At 37.6% G+C, this 21,246-nt stretch carries 14 protein-coding genes; 8 read left to right on the top strand and 6 right to left on the bottom strand.

From position 1 onward, the window contains the following. The first annotated feature begins 7 nt into the window (after nucleotides 1-7). Complete coding sequence (locus OA84_RS00190; protein WP_039340625.1) at nucleotides 8-859, top strand: glycosyltransferase family A protein; 852 nt, start codon at nucleotides 8-10, stop codon at nucleotides 857-859. Here OA84_RS00190 and OA84_RS00185 read toward each other — a convergent pair. The 6 genes from OA84_RS00185 to OA84_RS00155 form a co-directional block, all read right to left on the bottom strand. Continuing rightward, nucleotides 856-1,773, bottom strand: a complete 918-nt coding sequence (locus OA84_RS00185; RefSeq protein ID WP_221399744.1) for a glycosyltransferase family 2 protein — start codon at nucleotides 1,771-1,773, stop codon at nucleotides 856-858. The genes OA84_RS00190 and OA84_RS00185 overlap by 4 nt on opposite strands. 32 nt (nucleotides 1,774-1,805) lie before the next feature. Next, nucleotides 1,806-3,068, bottom strand: a complete 1,263-nt coding sequence (locus OA84_RS11525) for an ABC transporter ATP-binding protein (protein ID WP_233701802.1) — start codon at nucleotides 3,066-3,068, stop codon at nucleotides 1,806-1,808. A gap of 229 nt (nucleotides 3,069-3,297) precedes the next feature. Beyond that, entirely contained in the window at nucleotides 3,298-4,704 is a 1,407-nt protein-coding gene (locus tag OA84_RS00170; protein WP_156965011.1) for a hypothetical protein, read from the bottom strand. 67 nt (nucleotides 4,705-4,771) lie between these two features. Then, complete coding sequence (locus OA84_RS00165; protein WP_039340614.1) at nucleotides 4,772-5,620, bottom strand: ABC transporter permease; 849 nt, start codon at nucleotides 5,618-5,620, stop codon at nucleotides 4,772-4,774. 31 nt (nucleotides 5,621-5,651) lie between these two features. Beyond that, nucleotides 5,652-6,629 carry a hypothetical protein gene (locus OA84_RS00160; RefSeq protein ID WP_156965010.1) on the bottom strand — a complete coding sequence of 326 codons (978 nt, stop codon included), beginning with the start codon at nucleotides 6,627-6,629 and terminating at the stop codon, nucleotides 5,652-5,654. 15 nt (nucleotides 6,630-6,644) lie between these two features. Continuing rightward, the gene (locus OA84_RS00155) at nucleotides 6,645-7,952 is read right to left on the bottom strand and encodes a UDP-glucose dehydrogenase family protein (RefSeq protein ID WP_039340610.1); all 1,308 of its coding nucleotides are present in this window, start codon (nucleotides 7,950-7,952) and stop codon (nucleotides 6,645-6,647) included. 191 nt (nucleotides 7,953-8,143) lie between these two features. On the opposite strand from OA84_RS00155, the gene rimP reads away from it, so the two are divergent. The 7 genes from rimP (at nucleotide 8,144) to bshC (ending at nucleotide 21,240) form a co-directional block, all read left to right on the top strand. Continuing rightward, nucleotides 8,144-8,611, top strand: coding sequence for a ribosome assembly cofactor RimP (rimP, locus tag OA84_RS00150; protein WP_039340607.1), 468 nt, complete (start codon nucleotides 8,144-8,146; stop codon nucleotides 8,609-8,611). A gap of 97 nt (nucleotides 8,612-8,708) precedes the next feature. Further along, nucleotides 8,709-9,956, top strand: a complete 1,248-nt coding sequence (gene nusA / locus OA84_RS00145; protein ID WP_039340604.1) for a transcription termination factor NusA — start codon at nucleotides 8,709-8,711, stop codon at nucleotides 9,954-9,956. Between the two features lie 73 nt (nucleotides 9,957-10,029). Beyond that, nucleotides 10,030-12,876 (top strand): translation initiation factor IF-2, encoded by a 2,847-nt coding sequence (infB, locus tag OA84_RS00140; protein WP_039340602.1) that lies wholly within the window; start codon nucleotides 10,030-10,032, stop codon nucleotides 12,874-12,876. A gap of 395 nt (nucleotides 12,877-13,271) precedes the next feature. Beyond that, nucleotides 13,272-16,202: a SusC/RagA family TonB-linked outer membrane protein gene (locus OA84_RS00135; protein ID WP_039340600.1), complete on the top strand. Its 2,931-nt coding sequence runs from the start codon at nucleotides 13,272-13,274 to the stop codon at nucleotides 16,200-16,202. Nucleotides 16,203-16,220: 18 nt separating this feature from the next. Next, nucleotides 16,221-17,639, top strand: a complete 1,419-nt coding sequence (locus OA84_RS00130) for a RagB/SusD family nutrient uptake outer membrane protein (RefSeq protein ID WP_039340599.1) — start codon at nucleotides 16,221-16,223, stop codon at nucleotides 17,637-17,639. 74 nt (nucleotides 17,640-17,713) lie between these two features. Next, entirely contained in the window at nucleotides 17,714-19,642 is a 1,929-nt protein-coding gene (locus OA84_RS00125) for a putative porin (protein WP_039340598.1), read from the top strand. A gap of 11 nt (nucleotides 19,643-19,653) precedes the next feature. Beyond that, a complete protein-coding gene (gene bshC, locus OA84_RS00120; protein WP_039341001.1) occupies nucleotides 19,654-21,240 on the top strand; it encodes a bacillithiol biosynthesis cysteine-adding enzyme BshC in 1,587 nt (528 codons plus the stop codon). The last annotated feature ends 6 nt before the right edge of the window (nucleotides 21,241-21,246 follow it).

Here is a 21,246-nt window from a genome sequence, read left to right as displayed (position 1 = left end):
AAATATTATGCAGTTTACGATTTTTACGCCGACCTACAACCGCGCTTACACTTTGCCAAAGCTGTACAAAAGTTTGGTCAACCAACAACAGCAAAACTTTGAGTGGCTGATTATTGATGATGGTTCCACGGATGATACTGAAATAATTGTAAATGAGTTTGTTGCGGAAAATAAATTCAGGATACGCTATATCAATCAGAAAAATCAGGGAAAACATATTGCGATAAATAATGCTTTAAAAATTGCTGATTCTAAATGGTTTGGAATCATCGATAGCGATGATTTTCTGGTGAATGAAGCGACCGAAATTTGGGAAAAATTAGCGATTGAAGCGGCAAATAAAGATTTTGCGGGTTTTTCGTTTATCCATTTTTCGGAAAATTTTGAAATTGACAAAGAAAAATACGGAAAAAAGCGTCTTGTCGACCGACGTGATTACGAGTGGGAATTTCCGGGTGAAATGCTGTTTTGTTTCAAGACCGAAATCATCAGAAAATTTTCATTTCCTTTTTTTCCGGAGGAAAAATTCTGCCAGGAATCGGTTTTATTTTTACCGATTTTAAGGAAATTTAAAATGTTGATTACAGATCACGTTCTAGTTCGCGGTGAATATTTGGAAGATGGTTTGAGCCAAAACCATTATGCTTCAATGCTGAAAAATCCGCGCTACGGAATGTTATCGATTCAGGAAAAAATGAAAAGCGCCACAACTGAGGCGGAGAAAGAGTATTTAGCAGAAGTTTACTGGGATATCGCTTTGAAAGCGCCACATATTCCGTTTCTGAAAAAGTTGCCCGGAATACCGGCAAAATTGACCGTGAAAGTTTTTAAAGAGAAAATTCTAAAACGATTTTTTTAGTTGAAGCGGTTTTCTCTAACGATTGAAAAGGCTGAAAAACCAATTTTTCGGAACATTAAATTAATAAATTTCAGCGTTCTTAATTTATCGCGGCTGAAATAGCGTAAGTTTCTATAGGATTTTTTCAGAATTAAAATCAGGTCTTCGTGCTTAAAATAAGCCGAATAATTTTCAATAATATATTTGGTGAAAAGGTGAATTCCTTCTTTGCGTTTGAGTGCCAGGCCACTGTCCTTGCTTGAAGAAAGATGCTCGCCCGAGATTCTTACCAAAACTTTTGCACTGTTGATGCTGTAAATATTTCCCATTTCTGGAAACTCCAGCCAGGCGACATTATCGCTGCCAAAGGCGACCGGAAAATTTTTAAAACCATGTTTTTCGTAAGCTTTTCTGGAAAAAACATGCTCGCTTAAACTGCTTCTGCCAGCGCCTTTTATAATGCGCATGAACGAATCAGCAGCTTTTTCAATTTCAGGATTTTCATAAACATCTGAAATAATACTACCATTTTCGTCAATAAGTTGTGAGGCAAAACGGATGACATTAATATCAAAATAATTTGCTTTTTCAATAAAATTGTAGAATTCCTCAACCACGTTTTTTTCCAAAACATCATCGTCGCCTAAAATCATCAAGAATTCTTCATTTTCCGAAAGCGCGATACATCTGTCCCATTGCGAGACGAGGTTTTCCCCGCCTAAATTTCCTTTGAATTTTTCATATTTAAAGTTAGTAAAATCAGAAAATTCGGTCAATAACCCGTCAATTTTTTCCGGGCTGTTGTCGTTACCAATGTATACCGAAAAATTTCGGTTTGACTGGTTTTTTAATGATTCGAGCGTAGAGCGGAAGTATTTTTCTTTGTAAAACGGAATTATGATTGCGAGTTTGCTTTCCATCAGTTTATCGTGCAAAAATTGGGAGGTAAAACGGTGTTTTTTTGATTTTAAACTTTCTCTTTTACCACGGCTTCCAAAGGCAAATGGAAAAAACCGCCGGGTTCGGTGCCCGCAATATCGCCAAAAGTGTGATCCACCACATTTACGCTGAAACGAATATAGTCGCGGTAGTGGTGAATGTAGCGGTTTTTTGGTATATCGATGCGGAAACCCAAAATAAAATCGGTGTTGGAAAGGGTGAATTCGGGAATTTCAACTTCGAGAAAATAATCTCCGGTCACGCGCCTTGTAAGTGGAAATCCGCTGTTTAAAATAACGATCTCTTCGGCAGATTTCAAAGTTAGAACCAGGCGGTAGTTGCTGTCGTCCAAGGACTGAATATTGCGCAAATCAATCCGGCAAATTAGTGGTTTTTGGTTTGAAAATCCGAGCGGGCTGTTCTGGACAATTTCAACTTTTTTAATTTCGATGGTAGAATTAGCATCGATTAGCGAACCTTCCCATTTGCTTGTCGTACTTTCGTAGTTCAGACGAGTGTAGGAGGTAATAATCTGTTCGGTATCACCAACTTCAATTAAATTTCCGTTGGAAAGCAGCAGTGCGCTTTTGGTCAACTCCTTCACCGCTGCCATGTTGTGACTCACGAAAAGAACTGTTCTGCCTTCACCTTTGCTGAAATTCCCCATTTTCCCAAGACATTTTTTCTGGAACTCGGCATCGCCAACGGCTAAAACTTCATCTACGATTAAAATTTCGGATTCCAAATGCGCCGCAACTGCAAAGGCTAAACGCACGTACATTCCGGAAGAATATCTTTTTACAGGCGTATCAATATACCTTTCAACACCTGAAAAATCAACAATTTCATCGAATTTTCTTTTAATTTCGCGGCGTGTCATGCCGAGAATTGCGCCATTTAAATATATGTTTTCGCGGGCGGTCATTTCCGGGTGAAAGCCGGTACCGACTTCCAGCAGCGAAGCAATTCGTCCGTTGGTGTAGATTTTTCCGGTGGTGGGTTTGGTGACTTTACTCAGCAGTTTCAGCAATGTAGATTTTCCAGCGCCATTTTTACCAATAATTCCCACAGCATCGCCTTGTTCGATTTCAAAATTAATATCGCGCAGCGACCAAACATACTCGCTGTTTCCTTTTGCGGTCCGGTCATTTGCTTCACCAACTTTCAGGTAGGGATTTTCCTTTCCGCGGATTTCATGCCAGAACCTATTAAGGTCATGCGAGAGCGTGCCGGTCCCGACCTGACCCAGGCGGTATTGTTTTGATATATTTTCTGCTTTTAGTGCGAGCATTTTTTATTTTTTTTAGTGATTCCGCTTAACTCGGATATTTACCATTTTAAGATATTTGAAATTTGAAGCGTGGTCTTACCACGCCTGAAAAAATATTATTAATAACTGCAAGTTTTACATTTTCCAAATCATTGCCAAAAAGATTGCATCATTACCAAATTTTTCCAAATGTTTATCTTCAATTTCTTCCTGATGGTAAAGATTTATTTTTTAAGGTCGAGGAATTTAATTATTTAATTTTATATACAAAATAGTAATAGTTATCTTCAAATTTTCTAATAACCACGGGCTTTTTATTCTTAAGTAAGAAAAAGTCATATATTCTTTTTTCAAAATCTAGATATTCTTCATACTTATCTTCATAAAGTGAAATCAATATAATATAATCAGGATCGGTTTTTTTTAAATACTCAAGATATATACTCCAGTTGTTTTGTTTTTTAGCTAATAACAAAGTAGCATTGTTTAATCCGAAATCATCATATAGATTGCACTCAGAAAAATAAGCTATTGCACCGGCATCACAATTAATTATATTAAATTTTTTATTGTTTGCAATTGAAGATTCTTTTTTAAAATATTTTCCCAGGAAAATTGGCCCGTTAATCATTCCTGGACTATAAGAATATTTATAATAATTTTTTTGATCAATTAAAGAATTGCAATAGAAAAGTATAGCAAATGCCGAAAAAGTTATAACCAAATAATTATTTTTAAAAACTTTGGTATCTTCATAAAGCAAAAAATAAAGATAATAGCCAATTAAAGGAAACCTGTATCTGTCAAACATATTCATTACTTCATCAATAAAAAAGGAATAATAAACAATAAAAAAAAATAATGGAAAATAAATAATACTTTTTTTTGAAAAATTCTTAAAAGTATAGGAAATAATTGGAAGAAAAATTATTACAATAGTGATAAAATTTCTAACTTTTGTAAGATTAAAATTCGCGGTATTTTTCAGTAAGAATGGCAAAGGTGTCATAATACTGTAAAAATAATTAACATAGGTTAAATAGATTACCGAACTAATTGTAACAATTAAAATTCTTTTGAAAAATTCTTTTGAGAAAAACTTCGAATCTATTATATAAAAAATAGACAGAATTATAGCCTCTGGTCTAATGAATGGTAAAATTAAGATTATAAAACTTCCGACATTAGTATTTTTATATTTTAAAAATAAAAAAATACATACAGCATATAGTACCGTCTCCAGACCATGTGAAATATTAAGAGCAAGCCAAAAACTAAAAAAAAAGGTAAATAAACTAATGAAAATTAAAGAGAACTTATTGCAAATATTTTTATCAATTAATAGTTTTAGCTCATAAATAAATATTAAAGACAATATTATTCCTATAATTTTATTTAAAATAACATGGTCTGAATCTTTGAAAACAAAAAAAACACTTTGTATAAGCATCCATAAAATACTGGTTTGCCCATTTCCCTGTAAAGTATCAACTAAATTATACCAAGGTTTTCCATGTTCAAAAAAGTGCTTAGAATAGGTTAACGTAATATACGCATCATCTAAAAATGTTTCACCTAATGATAGAACTATATAACTAGTCGGACCCAAACACAATAGTATGTGAATAATACTTTTGAAGAGTTTTAATTTTATCATATCTTATCAATTGCTTTCAATAAGTACTCACATACGTAAAAATCTTGTTTTTATTTTGAAAAATGATCTACACGGTGTCCATAAAACCTTTTTCAACTTTATTGAAAATAACGGTTCCTACAGCGAGAAGAAAAAATATTATTGCGGTGCTGATGAGCAGCATTGGTCCAGAAAATTCGCCCACGCCGATCCAGCCGTACTTAAAACATTCGAAAATACCTGATAACGGATTGTAATACGCGATGACTTTAAATCTTTCCGGCAGCGCAGAAAGCGGATAAATTACCGGCGTAACGTACATAAATAGGCTAACGCCAAAACCCAAAAGCATCTGAATATCACGGTATTTCGTGGTGAGTGACGAGAAAATCATTCCCATGCCGAGCGCGAAAGCAGCCATTAATAATATTAAAAACGGCGTCGCTAAAATCCACATATTCGGCTGTACAGCGCCCTGAAAATAGTAATACAGCCAAACAGCGATAAAAAGGACCATTTGAACACCGAAACGCATCAGATTTGAAATCACAATAGTGAGCGGCATCACAAGGCGCGGAAAATAAACTTTACCGAAAATTCCGGCGTTGCTCGTGAAAACATTGGAAGCGCTCGTCAAGCAGGTTGAAAAATAATTCCATAAAGTAACGCCCGCGAGGTAAAATAAAATTTTCGGCGCGCCGTCCGTAGATAAATTCGCAATGTTTCCGAAAACGACGAGGTAAACAACGGTGGTGAAAATCGGGTTAATGAAAAACCAAATCGGGCCTAAAATCGTCTGCTTGAAACTCGAGATAAAATCCCTTTTCACAAACATATAAACCAGGTCTTTGTAGCGCCAGACTTCCTTTAATTTCAGGTCAAAAAGTGAATGGCTGGATTCGATGGTTTCCGTCCAGGTTTGTTGAGGTTCTGTCATTTGCGTAAATAATAATTAAAAATAAGACAATTTACCGGAATTTTCCAAGTTCCGTTCGTGCTAATAAAAGCGAGGTCAGAAAAATCGGTACGTAAAGCCGGATTTCATATAAAATTCCGCTGTAAAAACAAACGTATACATAAGGAAGAGATAACGCATGAAAAACCAAAATCGCACGAACCGCTTTTTTATCTTTCGCAAGAAAAAGGCTCAACGATAGAAACATAATCCAAAAAATAATGCCTAAAAAGTTTTTCGGCTGCGAAAGGTTTTGCGCAAGCAAATTACCATCCGTGGTACTAAAATCATGATAATAAAATCGAATTCCGAGGTAGGCCACCAGAAAAATAAAAACCAGAAAAATTACCGGCAGAACAGCCTCTTTTTTCATTTTTAACTGTGTGAACAAAGCGGTCGCCGCCAAAGAAATTGAAAGTGCTGAAGATTCACGGATTAAAGTTGAAATAAGCAGAATAATTCCTAAAATAATCAGCGTTGAAAAATCAAGTTTTTTTACATATTTCAACAGGAAATAATAGAACAGCAATAGCAAAAAACAACTCGCGACATCGTACGGCACAATTACAAATTGCGAAAATGCAATGGTAAAAATTGCTACAACGGTGATTAAAATTTTCTCCGAATTGGTGGCGATAAAATTTTTCGTTTCCATTATTAAAACGAGAAAAAAGGCACTTAAAGCAAGGAAAAAAGTATTCAGAATATAAAAAGCCAGAAACAAGCGCGGTTCCGCGGATTTATCCAGGAATTTAAGTTTAAATATTTGATAATCAAATTCAAAAGTTCCCAGAAAATCATAAATCCAAAGCAGAAAATACGAGCTTAAAATCCGATACTGATAAATGCCGGACTGAAACTGTTCCTGAAAATTCTGGTGATTGAAAATCGTGGAAGAATAGCTGTTAACAAAACCAAAATAAACAAAAGTGCTTACCGTAAAAGCAAGCAGAACTGCAAAACTCAACCTAAAAAATAAAGGTATTTTCAAGCGTTTTTTTTAAAATTAACTGATGGTGCGGCGCCCGATCGATTTGTAATGGAAACCGGAGTCTTCTACCTGCTCCAGCGCAAACATGTTTCGGCCGTCGAAAATTACTTTTTGATTCATTTTCGAAGCCATTAAATCAAAATTTGGATTTTTAAATTCGCTCCATTCCGTCGCGATTAACAGACAGTCTGCGTCCTGTAGCGCAGAATACATATCTGGCGCGTACGAAATTTGGTCACCTAAAACCCTGCGCACGTTGTCTTCAGCAATGGCATCGTATGCGGTAATTTTTGCCCCTTTTTCGAGCAAAATTTTAATATTGTCTAATGAGGACGCTTCACGAATATCGTCGGTGTTTGCTTTAAAAGCAAGTCCCCAAAGCGCAATTTTTTTACCTGCTAAATCGCCGAAAAATTTCTCAATTTCCGAAACCAAAATTACTTTCTGATTTTTATTTACCTCTTCAGTAGCTTCCAAAATCTGAAAATCAAAACCTTCCTGTTTTCCGGATTTTATCAAAGCTTTCACGTCTTTCGGAAAACAGCTACCGCCGTAACCAATTCCGGGGAAAAGAAAACGGTGCCCGATGCGGTCATCAGAGCCCATTCCGAGACGAACTTTATCAACGTCGGCGCCCACTTTTTCGCAGTAATTCGCAATTTCGTTCATAAAGGTGATTTTCACCGCCAGAAAGGAATTTGCCGCATATTTGGTTAATTCCGAGGATTTTTCATCCATGAAAATAATGGGAATTCCGGTATTGGTGAAAGGCTGATAAATTTTGGCCATAATTTCCTGCGCGCGTTCAGATTCTGTGCCAACAATAACGCGTGCGGGATTCATAGAATCTTCTACGGCGAAACCTTCGCGAAGAAATTCGGGATTTGAAACCACATCAAATTCGATATTGGTGTGCACTGAAATGGTTTCGCGAACTTTATCAGCGGTACCCACTGGGACGGTGGATTTATTGACAATGATTTTGTATTCCGTTAGCATTTCACCAATTTGCGTCGCGACAGAAAGTACGTAGGATAAATCTGCGGAACCATCTTCGCCGGGCGGCGTGGGAAGCGCTAAATAAATAACTTCGCTTTCGTTAAGTGCTTCGCGGAGATCGGTGGTGAAAAACAAGCGCTGCGCCTGGATATTCCGGAGAAACATTTCTTCCAGACCGGGCTCGTAAATCGGGACAATGCCCTGTTTCATCTGCTCGACTTTTTTAAAATCAATATCCACGCAATAAACCGTATTACCCAATTCTGCCAAAGTAGTTCCGGTAACCAAACCTACATAACCTGTCCCAACGATCGTTATATTCACAATTTATTTTCTAATTAATGGCTACAAATATAAGAATTTAATGGCCGGATTTTGAGCTGAATAAAAATCAATAAAGCTCAACTTTTTTGTAATTATACTAAAATATTGTATATTTGCCACGGATTTACGTAAATAAAAATGAAAAGGCCTTCGGAAGAATGCCTTTTTTCGTAAAAGTATTTTGAGAATTTATGGACTTTAGAGCACAAATAGAGCAGCTTTTAAACGATTTTCTGGCACAAAGACCGGATCTTTTTTTAATTGACATCACCTTTTCCGCCTCGGACCACATTCGTGTTATTTTAGATGGCGATCAGGGGGTTACGCTTCAGGACTGTCTTGATGCGAGCCGCGCTATTGAATTCAATATGGACCGCGAGGAACACGATTTTTCACTAGAAGTGATGAGTGCCGGCCTCAGCGCGCCGCTAAGTTCCATAAGACAATATCGAAAAAATATAGGCAGAAACCTCGAAATTTTTCTGAATGACGGAACTGAAATTGAAGGTGAACTTTCTAAAGTCGAAGATGACCACATCACCCTGATTTTAAAATACCGCAAGCCGAAAGAAATCGGTAAAGGAAAAGTGGACGTGGTGGAAGAAAAAAACATCCCGTATTCTAACATAAAAAAAGCACTGGTCGTAATCCAGTTTTAAATATTTAAAGCTGAAGGTTTTTTAACCTTGCTTTAGCACAAATTATTATAAAAAGTTGAGAAACTTTTACCTTGAACTTTATACAAAACATAGATAAATGGACGGTTTAGCATTGATTGAAGCATTTGGCGATTTCAAAGAAGATAAAAACATCAGCAAAATTGACCTGATGGCGATTATCGAAGATTCGTTGAAAACATTATTAAGAAAAAGATTTGATTCCGATGATCATTTTGATGTCATCGTGAATCCTGATAAAGGTGACTTTCAAATATTTTTGAACAAAACCATCGTTGAGGACGAAATGTCCGAGGACGACGATTTGGAAATTGAGCTGGCGGAAGCTAAAAAAATTGATCCAACTTTCGAGGTTGGTGAAGATTTCACCGTTGAAATTCCCATCGAAAAACTGGGGAGAAGAAGTATTTTAACGCTGAAACAGATTTTGGCGACAAAACTTCAGGAGCACAATAACGCAGTTTTGTATGATCAGTTTCGTGATAAAATCGGGGAAATCGTAATGGGTGAAGTTCATCATATCCGTCACAAACACGTAATTTTGCTTGATGACGATGATAATGAATTCATCATGCCGAAAGAAAACCAAATACCGTCGGATTTCTTTAAAAAAGGTGAAAGCGTTCGTGCAATTGTAGAAAGTGTAGATTTTAAGGGTGCAAAACCGCAGATTATCGTATCGCGGACTTCACCGGTATTTTTGGAAAAACTTTTGGAACTTGAGATTCCTGAAATCCAGGACGGAACGATTATTTTGAAAAAAGTGGTCCGTATACCCGGAGAAAAAGCGAAGATCGCGGTGGATGCTTATGATGACAGAATTGATCCTGTTGGTGCATGTGTTGGTGTAAAAGGTTCGCGTATTCACGGTGTGGTGCGGGAATTGAAAAACGAAAACATCGATGTAATCCAGTGGTCCAAAAACCCGGAAATTATGGTGAAAAGAGCGTTAGGAAATATCACCGTAAACAAGATTGAAATTAACGAAGATACCAACTACGCGTTGGTTTATACGCCAGTTGAAGAGATTTCGCGCGTTATCGGAAAACAAGGTCAGAACATCCGACTTGCCTCATGGTTAAGTGGTTATGATATTGATGTTTACAGAGAAGCCAGCGAAGACGATGATGTTGAATTGAGAGAATTTGTTGGAACTGAAGAAGGCGATATCGAACAGTGGATTATCGACGAGTTCCGAAAAGTTGGTTTAAATACAGCGAAAAGTGTACTTGGAAAAGAAACTGAAGCTTTGGTAAACCTTACAGATTTGGAGGAAGAAACCATCGAAGAAGTAAAAAGCATTTTAAAGGAAGAATTAGAAGACTAATTGTTCTTAAAAACCATCATAAAGTTAAAATAGGTTAACTTTACAAAAAATTTAAATAAAGTATAAAGTATACATGCCAAAAATTAGATTAAACAAAGCGGTTAAGGAATTTAATATTTCGATGTCGAGACTTGTAGAATTCCTGCAGTCTAAAGGAATCGAGGTAGAAAGTAACCCGAACGCTCAATTGGAAGAATCGGCATATTCTGCATTAGAAGCTGAGTTTCGAAAAGATTCGGAGCAAAGAAAAGCTTCTCATGAGGTGGTGATCGCTAAAGTTCCGGAAGAAAAACTGGAAATAGAACCGGCACAGCCTGAGGTAATAAGAGCCAAAGCAAGTCTGCGACCTGAAACCAAAATTTTGGGTAAGATAGATTTGGATCAACGTGCGCCAGAGGTGAAAGAAGAACAGAAACCTGCGCCAGCTCCGGTAGAAGAACCTAAACCCGCTGTAGAACCTGCACCTGTGGCAGAGAAACAGGAGTTTAAAGTACTGGACAAGATTGATTTATCGCAAATTGAAGGCAATAAGCCAAGATCTTCTAAAAAAGATCAACCGAAAACCGAGGAAATTCCTGCGGAAAAACCTGCTGCCGAAAAGACAGTAGAAACTCCTGCGGTACAAACGGAAACTCCGGCGCAAGCCACTGAGGCACCAAAAACAGCAGATTCACCAGATCCGGATCGCATTGAAACCGTTTATAAAAAACTGGACGGTCCAAAAATCCTGAAACAGACTGTAGATTTATCGCAGTTTAATAAGCCAAAACCACAAGGTGGCGCTGCAGGTGCGAAAAAGAAAAGAAAACGTATTGAAAAACCTAATCCTACCGGAACAACTCAGGCAGGACAGGGAACTGGTACTCGTCCACCGGGACAAGGTGGAAACCGTCCGCCAGGTCAGGCTGGTAATAACCGACCGGGAACTCAGGGTGGAAACCGTCCGGGATTTCAAGGTGGAGGTGGTGCTAATAGAGGTCCAGCACGCCGAGGTCCGGTAATGCCTGTTGAACTGACAGATGAGCAGGTTAAAAATCAGATTAAAGAAACTTTAGAAAAACTTACCAGTAAAGCAGGTAAAAATAAAGGAGCTAAATATAGAAAGGAAAAAAGAGTTTACCGTCGTGAGCAGGATGAGCGCCAGGAAGAAATGGATGCTGCAGACAGATCATTAAAGGTGACGGAATTCATTACTGTTGGCGAATTAGCTTCATTAATGAATGTAAGTCCGATGGAAGTGATTTCGGCATGTTTCTCTTTAGGCGTTATGGTGACTATGAACCAACGATTGGAAGCAGACACCTTGTTGTTGGTAGCAGACGAATTTGGTTTTAAAATTGAATTCTCCGATGCTGACGTTGAAGAATCAGCACTTGAAGAAGATACTGACACTGCTGAAGACTTGGTTTTCCGTGCTCCGATCGTTACCGTAATGGGTCACGTTGATCACGGTAAAACTTCACTCCTTGATTATATCAGAAAAACAAACGTAATTGCCGGAGAATCCGGTGGTATTACACAGCATATTGGTGCTTATAACGTGAAACTGGAGAATGATCAGCGAATTACATTCCTTGATACACCAGGTCACGAGGCCTTTACCGCGATGAGAGCCAGAGGTGCACAAATTACTGATATTGCTATTATCGTAATCGCAGCCGATGATGACGTGATGCCACAAACCAAAGAGGCAATTTCCCACGCACAGGCTGCGGGAGTTCCGATGATTATCGCTTTAAATAAAGTTGATAAGCCGAATTCAAATCCGGACAATATCCGTCAGCAATTATCATCAATGAATATTTTGGTGGAAGAATGGGGTGGAAATGTTCAGTCTCAGGAAGTTTCGGCGAAATTTGGTAATAATATGGATTTACTGCTTGAAAAAGTTTTACTTCAGGCTGAAATGTTAGATTTAAAAGCAAATCCAAATAAAAATGCAAGTGGTGTTGTAATCGAAGCTTCTTTAGATAAAGGAAGAGGTTACGTTTCAACCATTCTTGTTCAGGCGGGAACGCTGAAAGTTGGTGACTATGTACTAGCCGGAAAAAATCACGGTAAAGTAAAAGCCATGCTTGATGAAAGAGGGAAACCGATGGAAGAAGCAGGTCCGTCAATCCCGGTAACAATTTTAGGTTTAGATGGCGCGCCGACTGCGGGTGACCGTTTCCGTGTTTTTGAAGATGAAAGAGAAGCAAAAACTATTGCTACTAAACGTGAACAATTGCAAAGAGAACAGTCTGTGCGAACTAAGAAACACGTTACACTGGACGAATTGGGAAGACGTATTGCTTTGGGTGACTTTAAAGAATTAAACATCATCTTGAAAGGAGATGTAGATGGTTCTGTAGAAGCACTTTCTGATCAGCTTCAAAGTTTGTCTACGGAAGAGATCAGCGTGAAAATCATTCACCAGGGTGTTGGTCAGATTACCGAATCCGATGTATTGCTGGCAGCGGCTTCTGATGCGATTATGATTGGCTTTAATGTAAGAGCTGGTGTTAACGCGAAAGATTTAGCAGATAAAGAGGAGATTGAAATCCGAACTTATTCTGTAATTTATGCCGCAATCGACGATGTTAAAGAAGCGATGGAAGGTATGCTTTCGCCGGAAATAAAAGAGCAGGTGATTGGTAACGTAGAAATACGTGAAGTCTTCAAGATTTCGAAGGTTGGTTCTATTGCCGGTTGTATGGTTCTTTCCGGGAAAATTACCAGAAACTCCAAAATCAGATTGCTACGTGACGGCATCGTGAAATTTGACGGTGAACTCGAAAGTTTGAAACGTTTTAAAGACGATGTGAAAGAAGTAACCAAAGGTTACGAATGTGGATTGAATATCAAAAACTTCAATGATATTGAAGTTGGTGATATCTTAGAAGTTTACGAAGAAATTTCAGTGAAGAAAAAGCTGAAATAAGCTTTAAGAAATAATAAAAAAAACCTGCTTTTAGCAGGTTTTTTTTCGTTTTAGCTATTAATAATTTGGAAAGGAATAAATTTTAAGCATTTTATTTAGTAAAATCTTAACATATGTGATTAGCTGTCCGCTATAATTTATTTTTAAAATGAAAATTTGGTACTTTTAACAGCGAATAATTTAGAACGGTTATAAATTACAAATAAATATTTGCCGTGTTCTGTGGTGTTTTTTAGGATTATCACTGCGATATTTTCATTTTTAACACCAAAAGCGCTAAGTTATGATAAAATTTGACAACTATTTTCAACAATTCTTATATATCTCATTTAAAGTTTGTGTGTGTTAAGAATTTTTAACATATTTGCAGAAATATAATATTAAATTTTGTTAATATGAATTGTAAATTACGATTGTTAAGCGCAGGAGTATTGTTCTTTATCGGACATTCTGCATTTGCACAACAACAGAAGATAGATACTGTTGGAGGTGAGCAAAAAATTGAGGAGGTTGTTGTTGTGGCTTTCGGTACTCAAAAGAAAGAGGCAATTGTTGGTTCAGTAGCTACTGTTGATAAAAAGGTAATCGAAAACCAGCAGGCTACCAGTGTTTTATCCGCATTACAGGGAACTGTAGCAGGGGTAAACGTAATTTCTACCGGTGGTATGCCGGGTGATAACCCATCCATCTATATTAGAGGTATTGCTTCGATTAACGCAAGCACACAGCCGCTAATTATCGTGGACGGATCACCATACGGAGGTAACGTAAACTCTATTCCACAGGATCAGGTAGAATCGATGAGTATTTTGAAAGATGCATCTGCAACAGCACTTTATGGATCTCGTGCTGCTAACGGTGTAATCATCATTACTACCAAAAAAGGACGTTTGAATTCTAAACCACGTGTGAACATTAGTTCATTAGTAGGTGTGTCTTCATCAGCAGTAAAATTCCATGAGGTTTTAGGTGCTGAGGACTTTATGAAAGGTACTTGGCAAGCGATTAAAAATAACAGAATCCGTAACAACGGAGCGACTGAAGCGACTGCAGCATTGTACGCTACAAATAATCTCGTAAATACATTAACTTATAACCCTTACAACGTAGCGCAGCCTGTAGATGTAAATGGTAATATCGTTGATGGTGCTACATTATTGTGGGATACAGACTGGAGAAAAGAGTTGGTTAATGAGGCTGCTTTCAAACAAGAACACAGATTCAATGTTTCCGGAGGTAGCGAGAATACGACTTACTTTTTAGGTGCAGATTACCTGGATATGTATGGTAACATCAAAACTTCAAGATTTGAAAGAATTGGATTGAGAGGTAATGTTGAATCAAAAGTAAATGACTGGTTGAAAGTTGGATTGAATTCTTCATTCACATCATCTTCACAAAACTACCCGGTACAGTCTGGAAATACTTACGCAAGTGCAATTCAGTGGATCTACACTTTGCCTAATATCTACCCTCTTTACATGAGAGATCAGTCAGGTAACCCGATTTTGGATAACTTCGGTAAACTACAGTATGATTACGGTAACGAAGGTGCATCAGGAAGATTGGTGAACGCTCAGAGAGACGTGCTTAATAACGAAAACGCGGTAGGAGCTTTGTTCAACAACAAAATCAGATATAACAGATATGATATGTTTGCTAATGGTTTTGCTGAAGTTTCCTTCACTAACTATTTGAAATTAAGATCTCAGGGATCATTCCAGTTGTATACTTATGACAGTAATGAATATGATCACTATAGATATGGTGCAGCTGCAAGTGTTAACGGCCGTGTTTCTCAAAGCAGAGATTTAGCAAAAACAATCAACTGGACAAATACCTTATCTTTTGATAAAAAATATGGTGACCACAGCGTACAGGCGCAAGCTATCTTCGAATTGATGGATTACCGTTATGATGCATTAAATGCCCAGGGTACAGGTTATCTTCCGGATGTATTTGTGTTGAATGGTTCTACAACTCCAGAAAGTGTAGGTGGATATGTGAATCAGGAAAGATTAGTTGGTTATTTAGGACGTGCTGCCTATAACTACGCAAACAAATACTTCGTTGAAGGATCTGTAAGAACAGACGGTTCCACTAGATTTGCTCCTGAAACAAGATGGGGTACTTTCTACTCTGTAGGTGCTGCTTGGGTAGTTAGCAATGAAAGCTTCTTCCAGAATGATATCGTTAATAACTTCAAACTAAAAGCATCATACGGGGAACTAGGTAATAATGCTACAGCAAGTTACTTCCCTTATCTTGAAACTTATGCTACAGGTTGGAATCAATTGGACCAAACCGGTATTATCTTAGGTGGTGCACGTGATTATTTCCTAACTTGGGAAAAAACAGCATCTTCTAACGTCGGAGCAGAACTAGGATTCTTCAATAACCGTATTACTGCTGAGATTGATTATTTCAATAAGGAATCCATTGATTTGATCTATGCGAAACCTCTTCCGGGATCTACAGGTAATACTTCAATTACTACAAACGTTGGGTCTTTGAGAAACTACGGTTGGGAGTTTAACGTAAACACAAGAAACATCACCACTCAGAAATTTAGCTGGACATCAAACTTAAACTTAACTTTTGAAAATAACGAAATTACCGAACTTACTCAAAAATCATTCATAAACGGAACGAAGAGATGGGAAGTAGGTAGATCATTATTTGACTTTTTCTTAGTAGAATGGGCAGGTGTAGATCCTACAACAGGTATGGGGACATGGTATGTTAACCAAACCGATGCAAACGGAAATGTTACACGTGTTGCTTCTACAGATTATAACGCTGCAAACAGTGAAGCGAATAAAAAATATGTAGGATCATCATTGCCAAAAGCAAGAGGTGGATTTACAAATAATTTTAGATTTGGTAATTTCGAACTAAATTCTTTATTTAACTTTGCATTCGGAGCGCAGATCTATGATTCATCTTATGCAGCTTTAATGACTGGGTTCTCCTCAGCAGGAAGACAGCAAAGTGTAGATGTATTGAACGCTTGGCAGAACCCTGGTGACATTACAGATGTGCCAGTGAACATTATGTCTAATAACCAAAATGCTTCTACTTCAACGAGATTCTTATATGATAATGATTTCGTAAGATTGAAAGCACTTTCATTAGGATACAATGTAGACAGAAACCTTATTGAAAGAATAGGAATCAACAACATGAAAATTTATTTACAGGGAGAAAATCTTTGGACATGGCAAAGCCACGAAGGTATTGATCCTGAACAGGGGATTTCAGGAACTACGGATAGTAGATCTTACAACCTAAGAACAATATCTTTAGGATTTAATATTGGATTTTAACAAAACAAGAAATTTAAAATGAAAAGTATAAAATTAATTTTACTCGTACTATTGGTTGGATTTGTTCAATCATGTCGTGAGGAATATTTAAATGAACCGAAACCAACCGATGCGGTAGCGCCAACTGTGGCGTACGGTTCCTACGAGGGTGCAAAAGCACACATTGCCGGGATTTTAAGAAGAACCCGTGGACAGTTCACAGCAACAGATGCTGGTAACATAGGTTCTATGTATTTTGCCAGAGAGAACAAGGGAAATATTACCATCAATAACGGTAGCTGGTTTGCATTCGATTACGAAAACGATAACAGAGAGCCAAACTACAGAAGAACTGTATTCACATGGAACTTCCCGTACTACCACATAAACCAGTTGAACGCTTTTATCGCAGGTGTGGAAGAAAGCACGGCGATTGGTGAACCTGAGAAAAACGAATTATTAGGACAAGCATATACAATGCGTGCGTTCTTCTATTTCGAATTAAGCTTAGAGTTCCAGCACACATATACTTTTGACCCATCTTTACCAGCGCCGCCAATTTACACTGAGCCAGGTGCACTAGAAGGTAAGCCAATGAGCACAATGCAGGAAATGTACAAGTTCATTACCGACGATTTAGAGAAAGCAATTGCAATTGGTTCAATGAACCGTGCTAACAAATCTTACTTCAATAAAGCAGTAAGCTACGCGGTAGCAGCCAGAGTTTATCAAGTTATGGCTAACTGGCCAAAAGCAGGAGAATACGCTAAGCTTGCTTACGGAGGAAATCCATCAGCAGTTCTAAGCCCGAGCTTTTATCAGGCAGGTTTTGATGACATGGATGAAGGTAATGAGTGGATATTAGCAGACCCTCAATCTGCAGACCAGTCTAACTATTACTATCTTGCGCCACACGGTTTCTATACAAGAACTGAAAGTGCATATAATAACACATTTATCAACAAAGGATTTGTTGCGATGTTTAGTCCAACAGATGTTAGATATCAGTTCAAACAAACTGGAGTTACTGATTACAGACAATGGTATACAACTAAATTCAAATTCTCTTTTGAGGCCGATTTAGCACTTATCAGAACACCGGAAATGATTTTGATTGAAGCGGAAGCTTTATATCATTCAAACCCGGCAGCTGCACACGACTTGTTGTACTTACTTCAGAAAAACAGAGATCCACAAGCAGTAAAATCTGCTAATACTGGAGCTGCTTTATTAGAAGAAATTCTAACCGAAAGAAAGAAAGAACTTTACGGCGAAATCGGTGTAGAATGGTTTGATGCAAAACGTTTGCAGAGAGGATTACCAAGAGATTCTTACCACCGTGTAAATCTTGCGAGCAAACCAATGTTGCCAAACGATAAGAGATTCTTCTTAAAGATTCCTCAAGCAGAAATCGATGCGAATCCAAATATCGACCCAGCAATTAATGCTAACAGATAATAACTTAAACCCCGCTTTCAAGCGGGGTTTTTTATTTCCCTATATTTCATACATTTGTAATCCAAATGAAAATAATGAGATACCTCCTGTTCTGCCTGTTTTTTTTTAGTTATGGAGTTCACGCTCAGACACTCAATAAAACCGATTCCAACAGGGTGACACCTGGCGACACTTTGGTTATTGATTCAGGTTTTAAAGACTCTCTGAAGATTTTTAAACCTACCATTTACGATTACACTTACCAAACCCAATTCTCCGAAAAAAAGATTTTCGACACCGTTTTTACAAAAGATAAAACCTTTATTTTTTCACAATATAATAACCGCGATAATTTCGGCCGTATTCAATTTGCAAACATCGGTTCAGGATTTCAGCAGTTGGTTTATGAGGTGAATCCCGAGCAGAACCTTTCCTTGCTGCCGACCAACAAATCGTATTTTATTAAGGGAATTAACGACATCAGGTATTACGATGTAAAAACACCGACTACGGCTTTCATCTACCATAACGCAGTTCGCAATGGCGCCCAATTACAGTCCACATATACCCAAAACATAGGTAAAAATTTCAATTTTGCGGTAGAATATATCGGTTTGCGCTCGCAGGGTTTATATCGAAATTCTTTAGCAGCAAATAATTCTACAGAGTTTTCCGGACATTATTTTTCTAAAAATAGAAAATACGAGGCTTTTGCCCATTTTATTCATCAAAACGTAAACAATGAAGAAAATGGTGGCATCGCAGATCTTGATTTATTTCTAAACGGAAACTCGGATTTTAATAACCGCGAAAATTTAGAGGTCAATCTTTTAAATTCCACCTCGCGCTTTTCTTACCGGCGTTATTATTTCAGTCAGGAATTCCGGCCTTTTGCCTCGGAAAAATTTCCGTTCAAAATCCGACACACCATTTTCCACCAGGGAAATAAATATTATTTTAGCCAGTCTAGCCCCGAAAATTTCTATTTTACCGACGAATCAGAATTACTGGACTATCCCACAAATTCTAAAAAATTTTTAAAAAATTTAAGCAATACAGTTAGTATTTTATTCGATAAAGAAAATTTTAAACTGGACGCCGGTTTACGTTATCAGATGATAAAGCTCGGCATCGGTGATAAATTGCCACAAAATCTAAACATTCCCACGGAACTTTCCGAAAACAGGCTTGGCGCTGTCGGAAATTTAAAAATCAACCTTTGGGACAAAGTCGCGCTAAATTCCAATCTGGAATTTTCGAGCGGAAATCAATTCGGGCCTTTTCTTCGTTCGCAAAATTTGCTGCGATTTGAGCCTTTTCCAGATTATTTCGTGAATGCTAAAGTAAATTTCCAAACCGCTTCACCGAGTTTTAACCTGCTCATTAATCCTTCCGTTTACCGAAAATTTAATTACTACCTAGAAAATCCGAAAAACGAAACCATCACCGAAATTGGTGGAGACGTCAATTTAAAATGGTTCCAAAGCAAAGTTTTTGGTAATTTTTTCCGCATCGATAATTACACTTTTTTAAATTCTGAAGCCCAGCCGCAACAAAATTCCAGCTCGCTGAATATTTCTCAGCTCGGCGGCGAAGCTACTTTTTCTTACGGTAAATTTCACCTGAATCCGAAAGTTCTTTTCCAAAGCGCCTTAGGAAACAAAGATGTTTTGCCGATGCCCAATGTTGTAGCGCGCGCAAATTTATTTTGGCAGTCGAAAGCTTTTAAAAATGCTGCAGAAATCCAGACAGGAATTAAAGTGTATTATTTCTCGAAATTTAATTCACGCGAATTTTTCCCGGTTGTAAACGAGTTTATTTTACCCGACGCAAACTCTTATGCCATCGGCGGCCAACCAATCGCCGACGTTTATTTTAATTTAAAGGTGAAACGCATGTTTTTCTTCCTTGAAGCACAACATTTGAACACCACGATCATGCAGAATAAATCGTTCACCGCGCCATATTATCCGCTCTACGATTTCCGCTTGAATATCGGCATCGTTTGGTATTTATTCAGCTAAAAAACGCTATTTTGAAGAAAGTTGCACACATTCCTTTTTTAGAAATTGACAGCATTCCTGTGCTTATCAAGGATTTTCTCACGCAAAAAATTCCCGGCTTTGAAGGCCAATTTTTTAATTTTGAAAATATGGAAAAGCAGATCGCTTTAAAAGCAGAAAATTTTTCCGGCAAAAACAGGCAAATTTTGTGTGATGTTCTGGCAGCGCAATATTCAGATTTTACCTTAACTGAAAAGCAACAGGAAAATTTGGGCCTTTTAGCGGCAAAAAATACGTTCACTGTTACAACTGGTCATCAGCTAAACCTTTTTACTGGGCCTGCATTTTTCATTTATAAAATTTTGCAGACCATAAAAACAGCGGAAGTTTTAAAGGCGAAATTTCCGACGTCGAACTTTGTTCCCATTTTCTGGATGGCGTCTGAAGATCATGATTTTGATGAAATCAACCATTTTAAAACCACCGAAAATTACTATGAAATTGGCGGAAAATCTGGCGGCGCAGTGGGTAGAATTAAAATTGAAGACACTTTTTTCATTTCGCAGTTTGAGGAAGAATTTAAAGATTCCGTCTTTGGAACTGAGTTGATTTTATTGCTGAAAAAAGCCTACAAAAAAGGAAATACTTTAAGCGAAGCAACCAGAATTATCGTTCAGGAAATTTTTTCTGAATATGGTTTACTCGCGCTGGACGGCGATAATACGGATTTAAAATCTTTGATGAAACCAGTTTTCAAAGAAGAACTTCTGAAGCAGGATTTAAATAAAAATTCCGCCCAAATAGTGGCTTTTTTGTCAGAAAAATATGGCAAAGTTCAGGTGAATCCTCGCGACATTAATTTATTTTACCTTTCGGAAACCCGCGACAGAATCGTTTTCGAAAACGGAAAATTTGAAATCGTCGATAAAAACTTAAATTTTTCTGAAGATGAAATTTTAAGCCAACTTGAAAATCATCCGGAACGTTTCAGCCCAAATGCTTTGATGCGTCCGGTTTATCAGGAAACGGTGCTTCCTAACTTAGCGTACATCGGTGGAAATGCGGAAATAATGTACTGGCTGGAGCTTAAAGATTATTTTGCTGAAATTAGTTTGCCGTTTCCGGTTTTAATTCCGAGAAATTCCATGCTGATGCTGGAAGAAAAAACTTTAAGCAAAATTGAAAAATTTGACCTTAAAGCGGCAGATTTTTTCAAAAATTTCGCCGTTGTAACCAAAAATATTTTGCTGAGCGGAAACGAGATTTTACCATTTTTGGAACAGCAGGAAGAAGTTTTAAAAAATCATTTTAATGATTTAAAAAAACGCGCTGCACTTACCGAAAAAACTTTCGGAAACCTGGTTGAAGCGGAAGAAACGCGGCAGTTGAAATCTTTCGGCCGCATGAAAAAACGGCTTTTAAGAGCCGAAAAAATCAAGCAGTCGGAGAAAATGGAAAGGCTTGAAAATCTATTTTCAACTATTCATTCGGGAAACACCTGGCAGGAGCGCATTTACAATTTTTCGGTGTTCTACGCGGATTTCGGGCGCGAATGGCTGGAGCTTTGTTACGACGAAATGGACGTTAAAAAGTCTGAATTAATAATTTTTACTATTTAATTTTAA

Source organism: Kaistella solincola (assembly GCF_000812875.1).
Taxonomy (GTDB): domain Bacteria; phylum Bacteroidota; class Bacteroidia; order Flavobacteriales; family Weeksellaceae; genus Kaistella; species Kaistella solincola.
The sequence above is the reverse complement of the archived record's forward strand: the minus strand, read 5'-3'. Positions and strand labels throughout refer to the sequence as shown.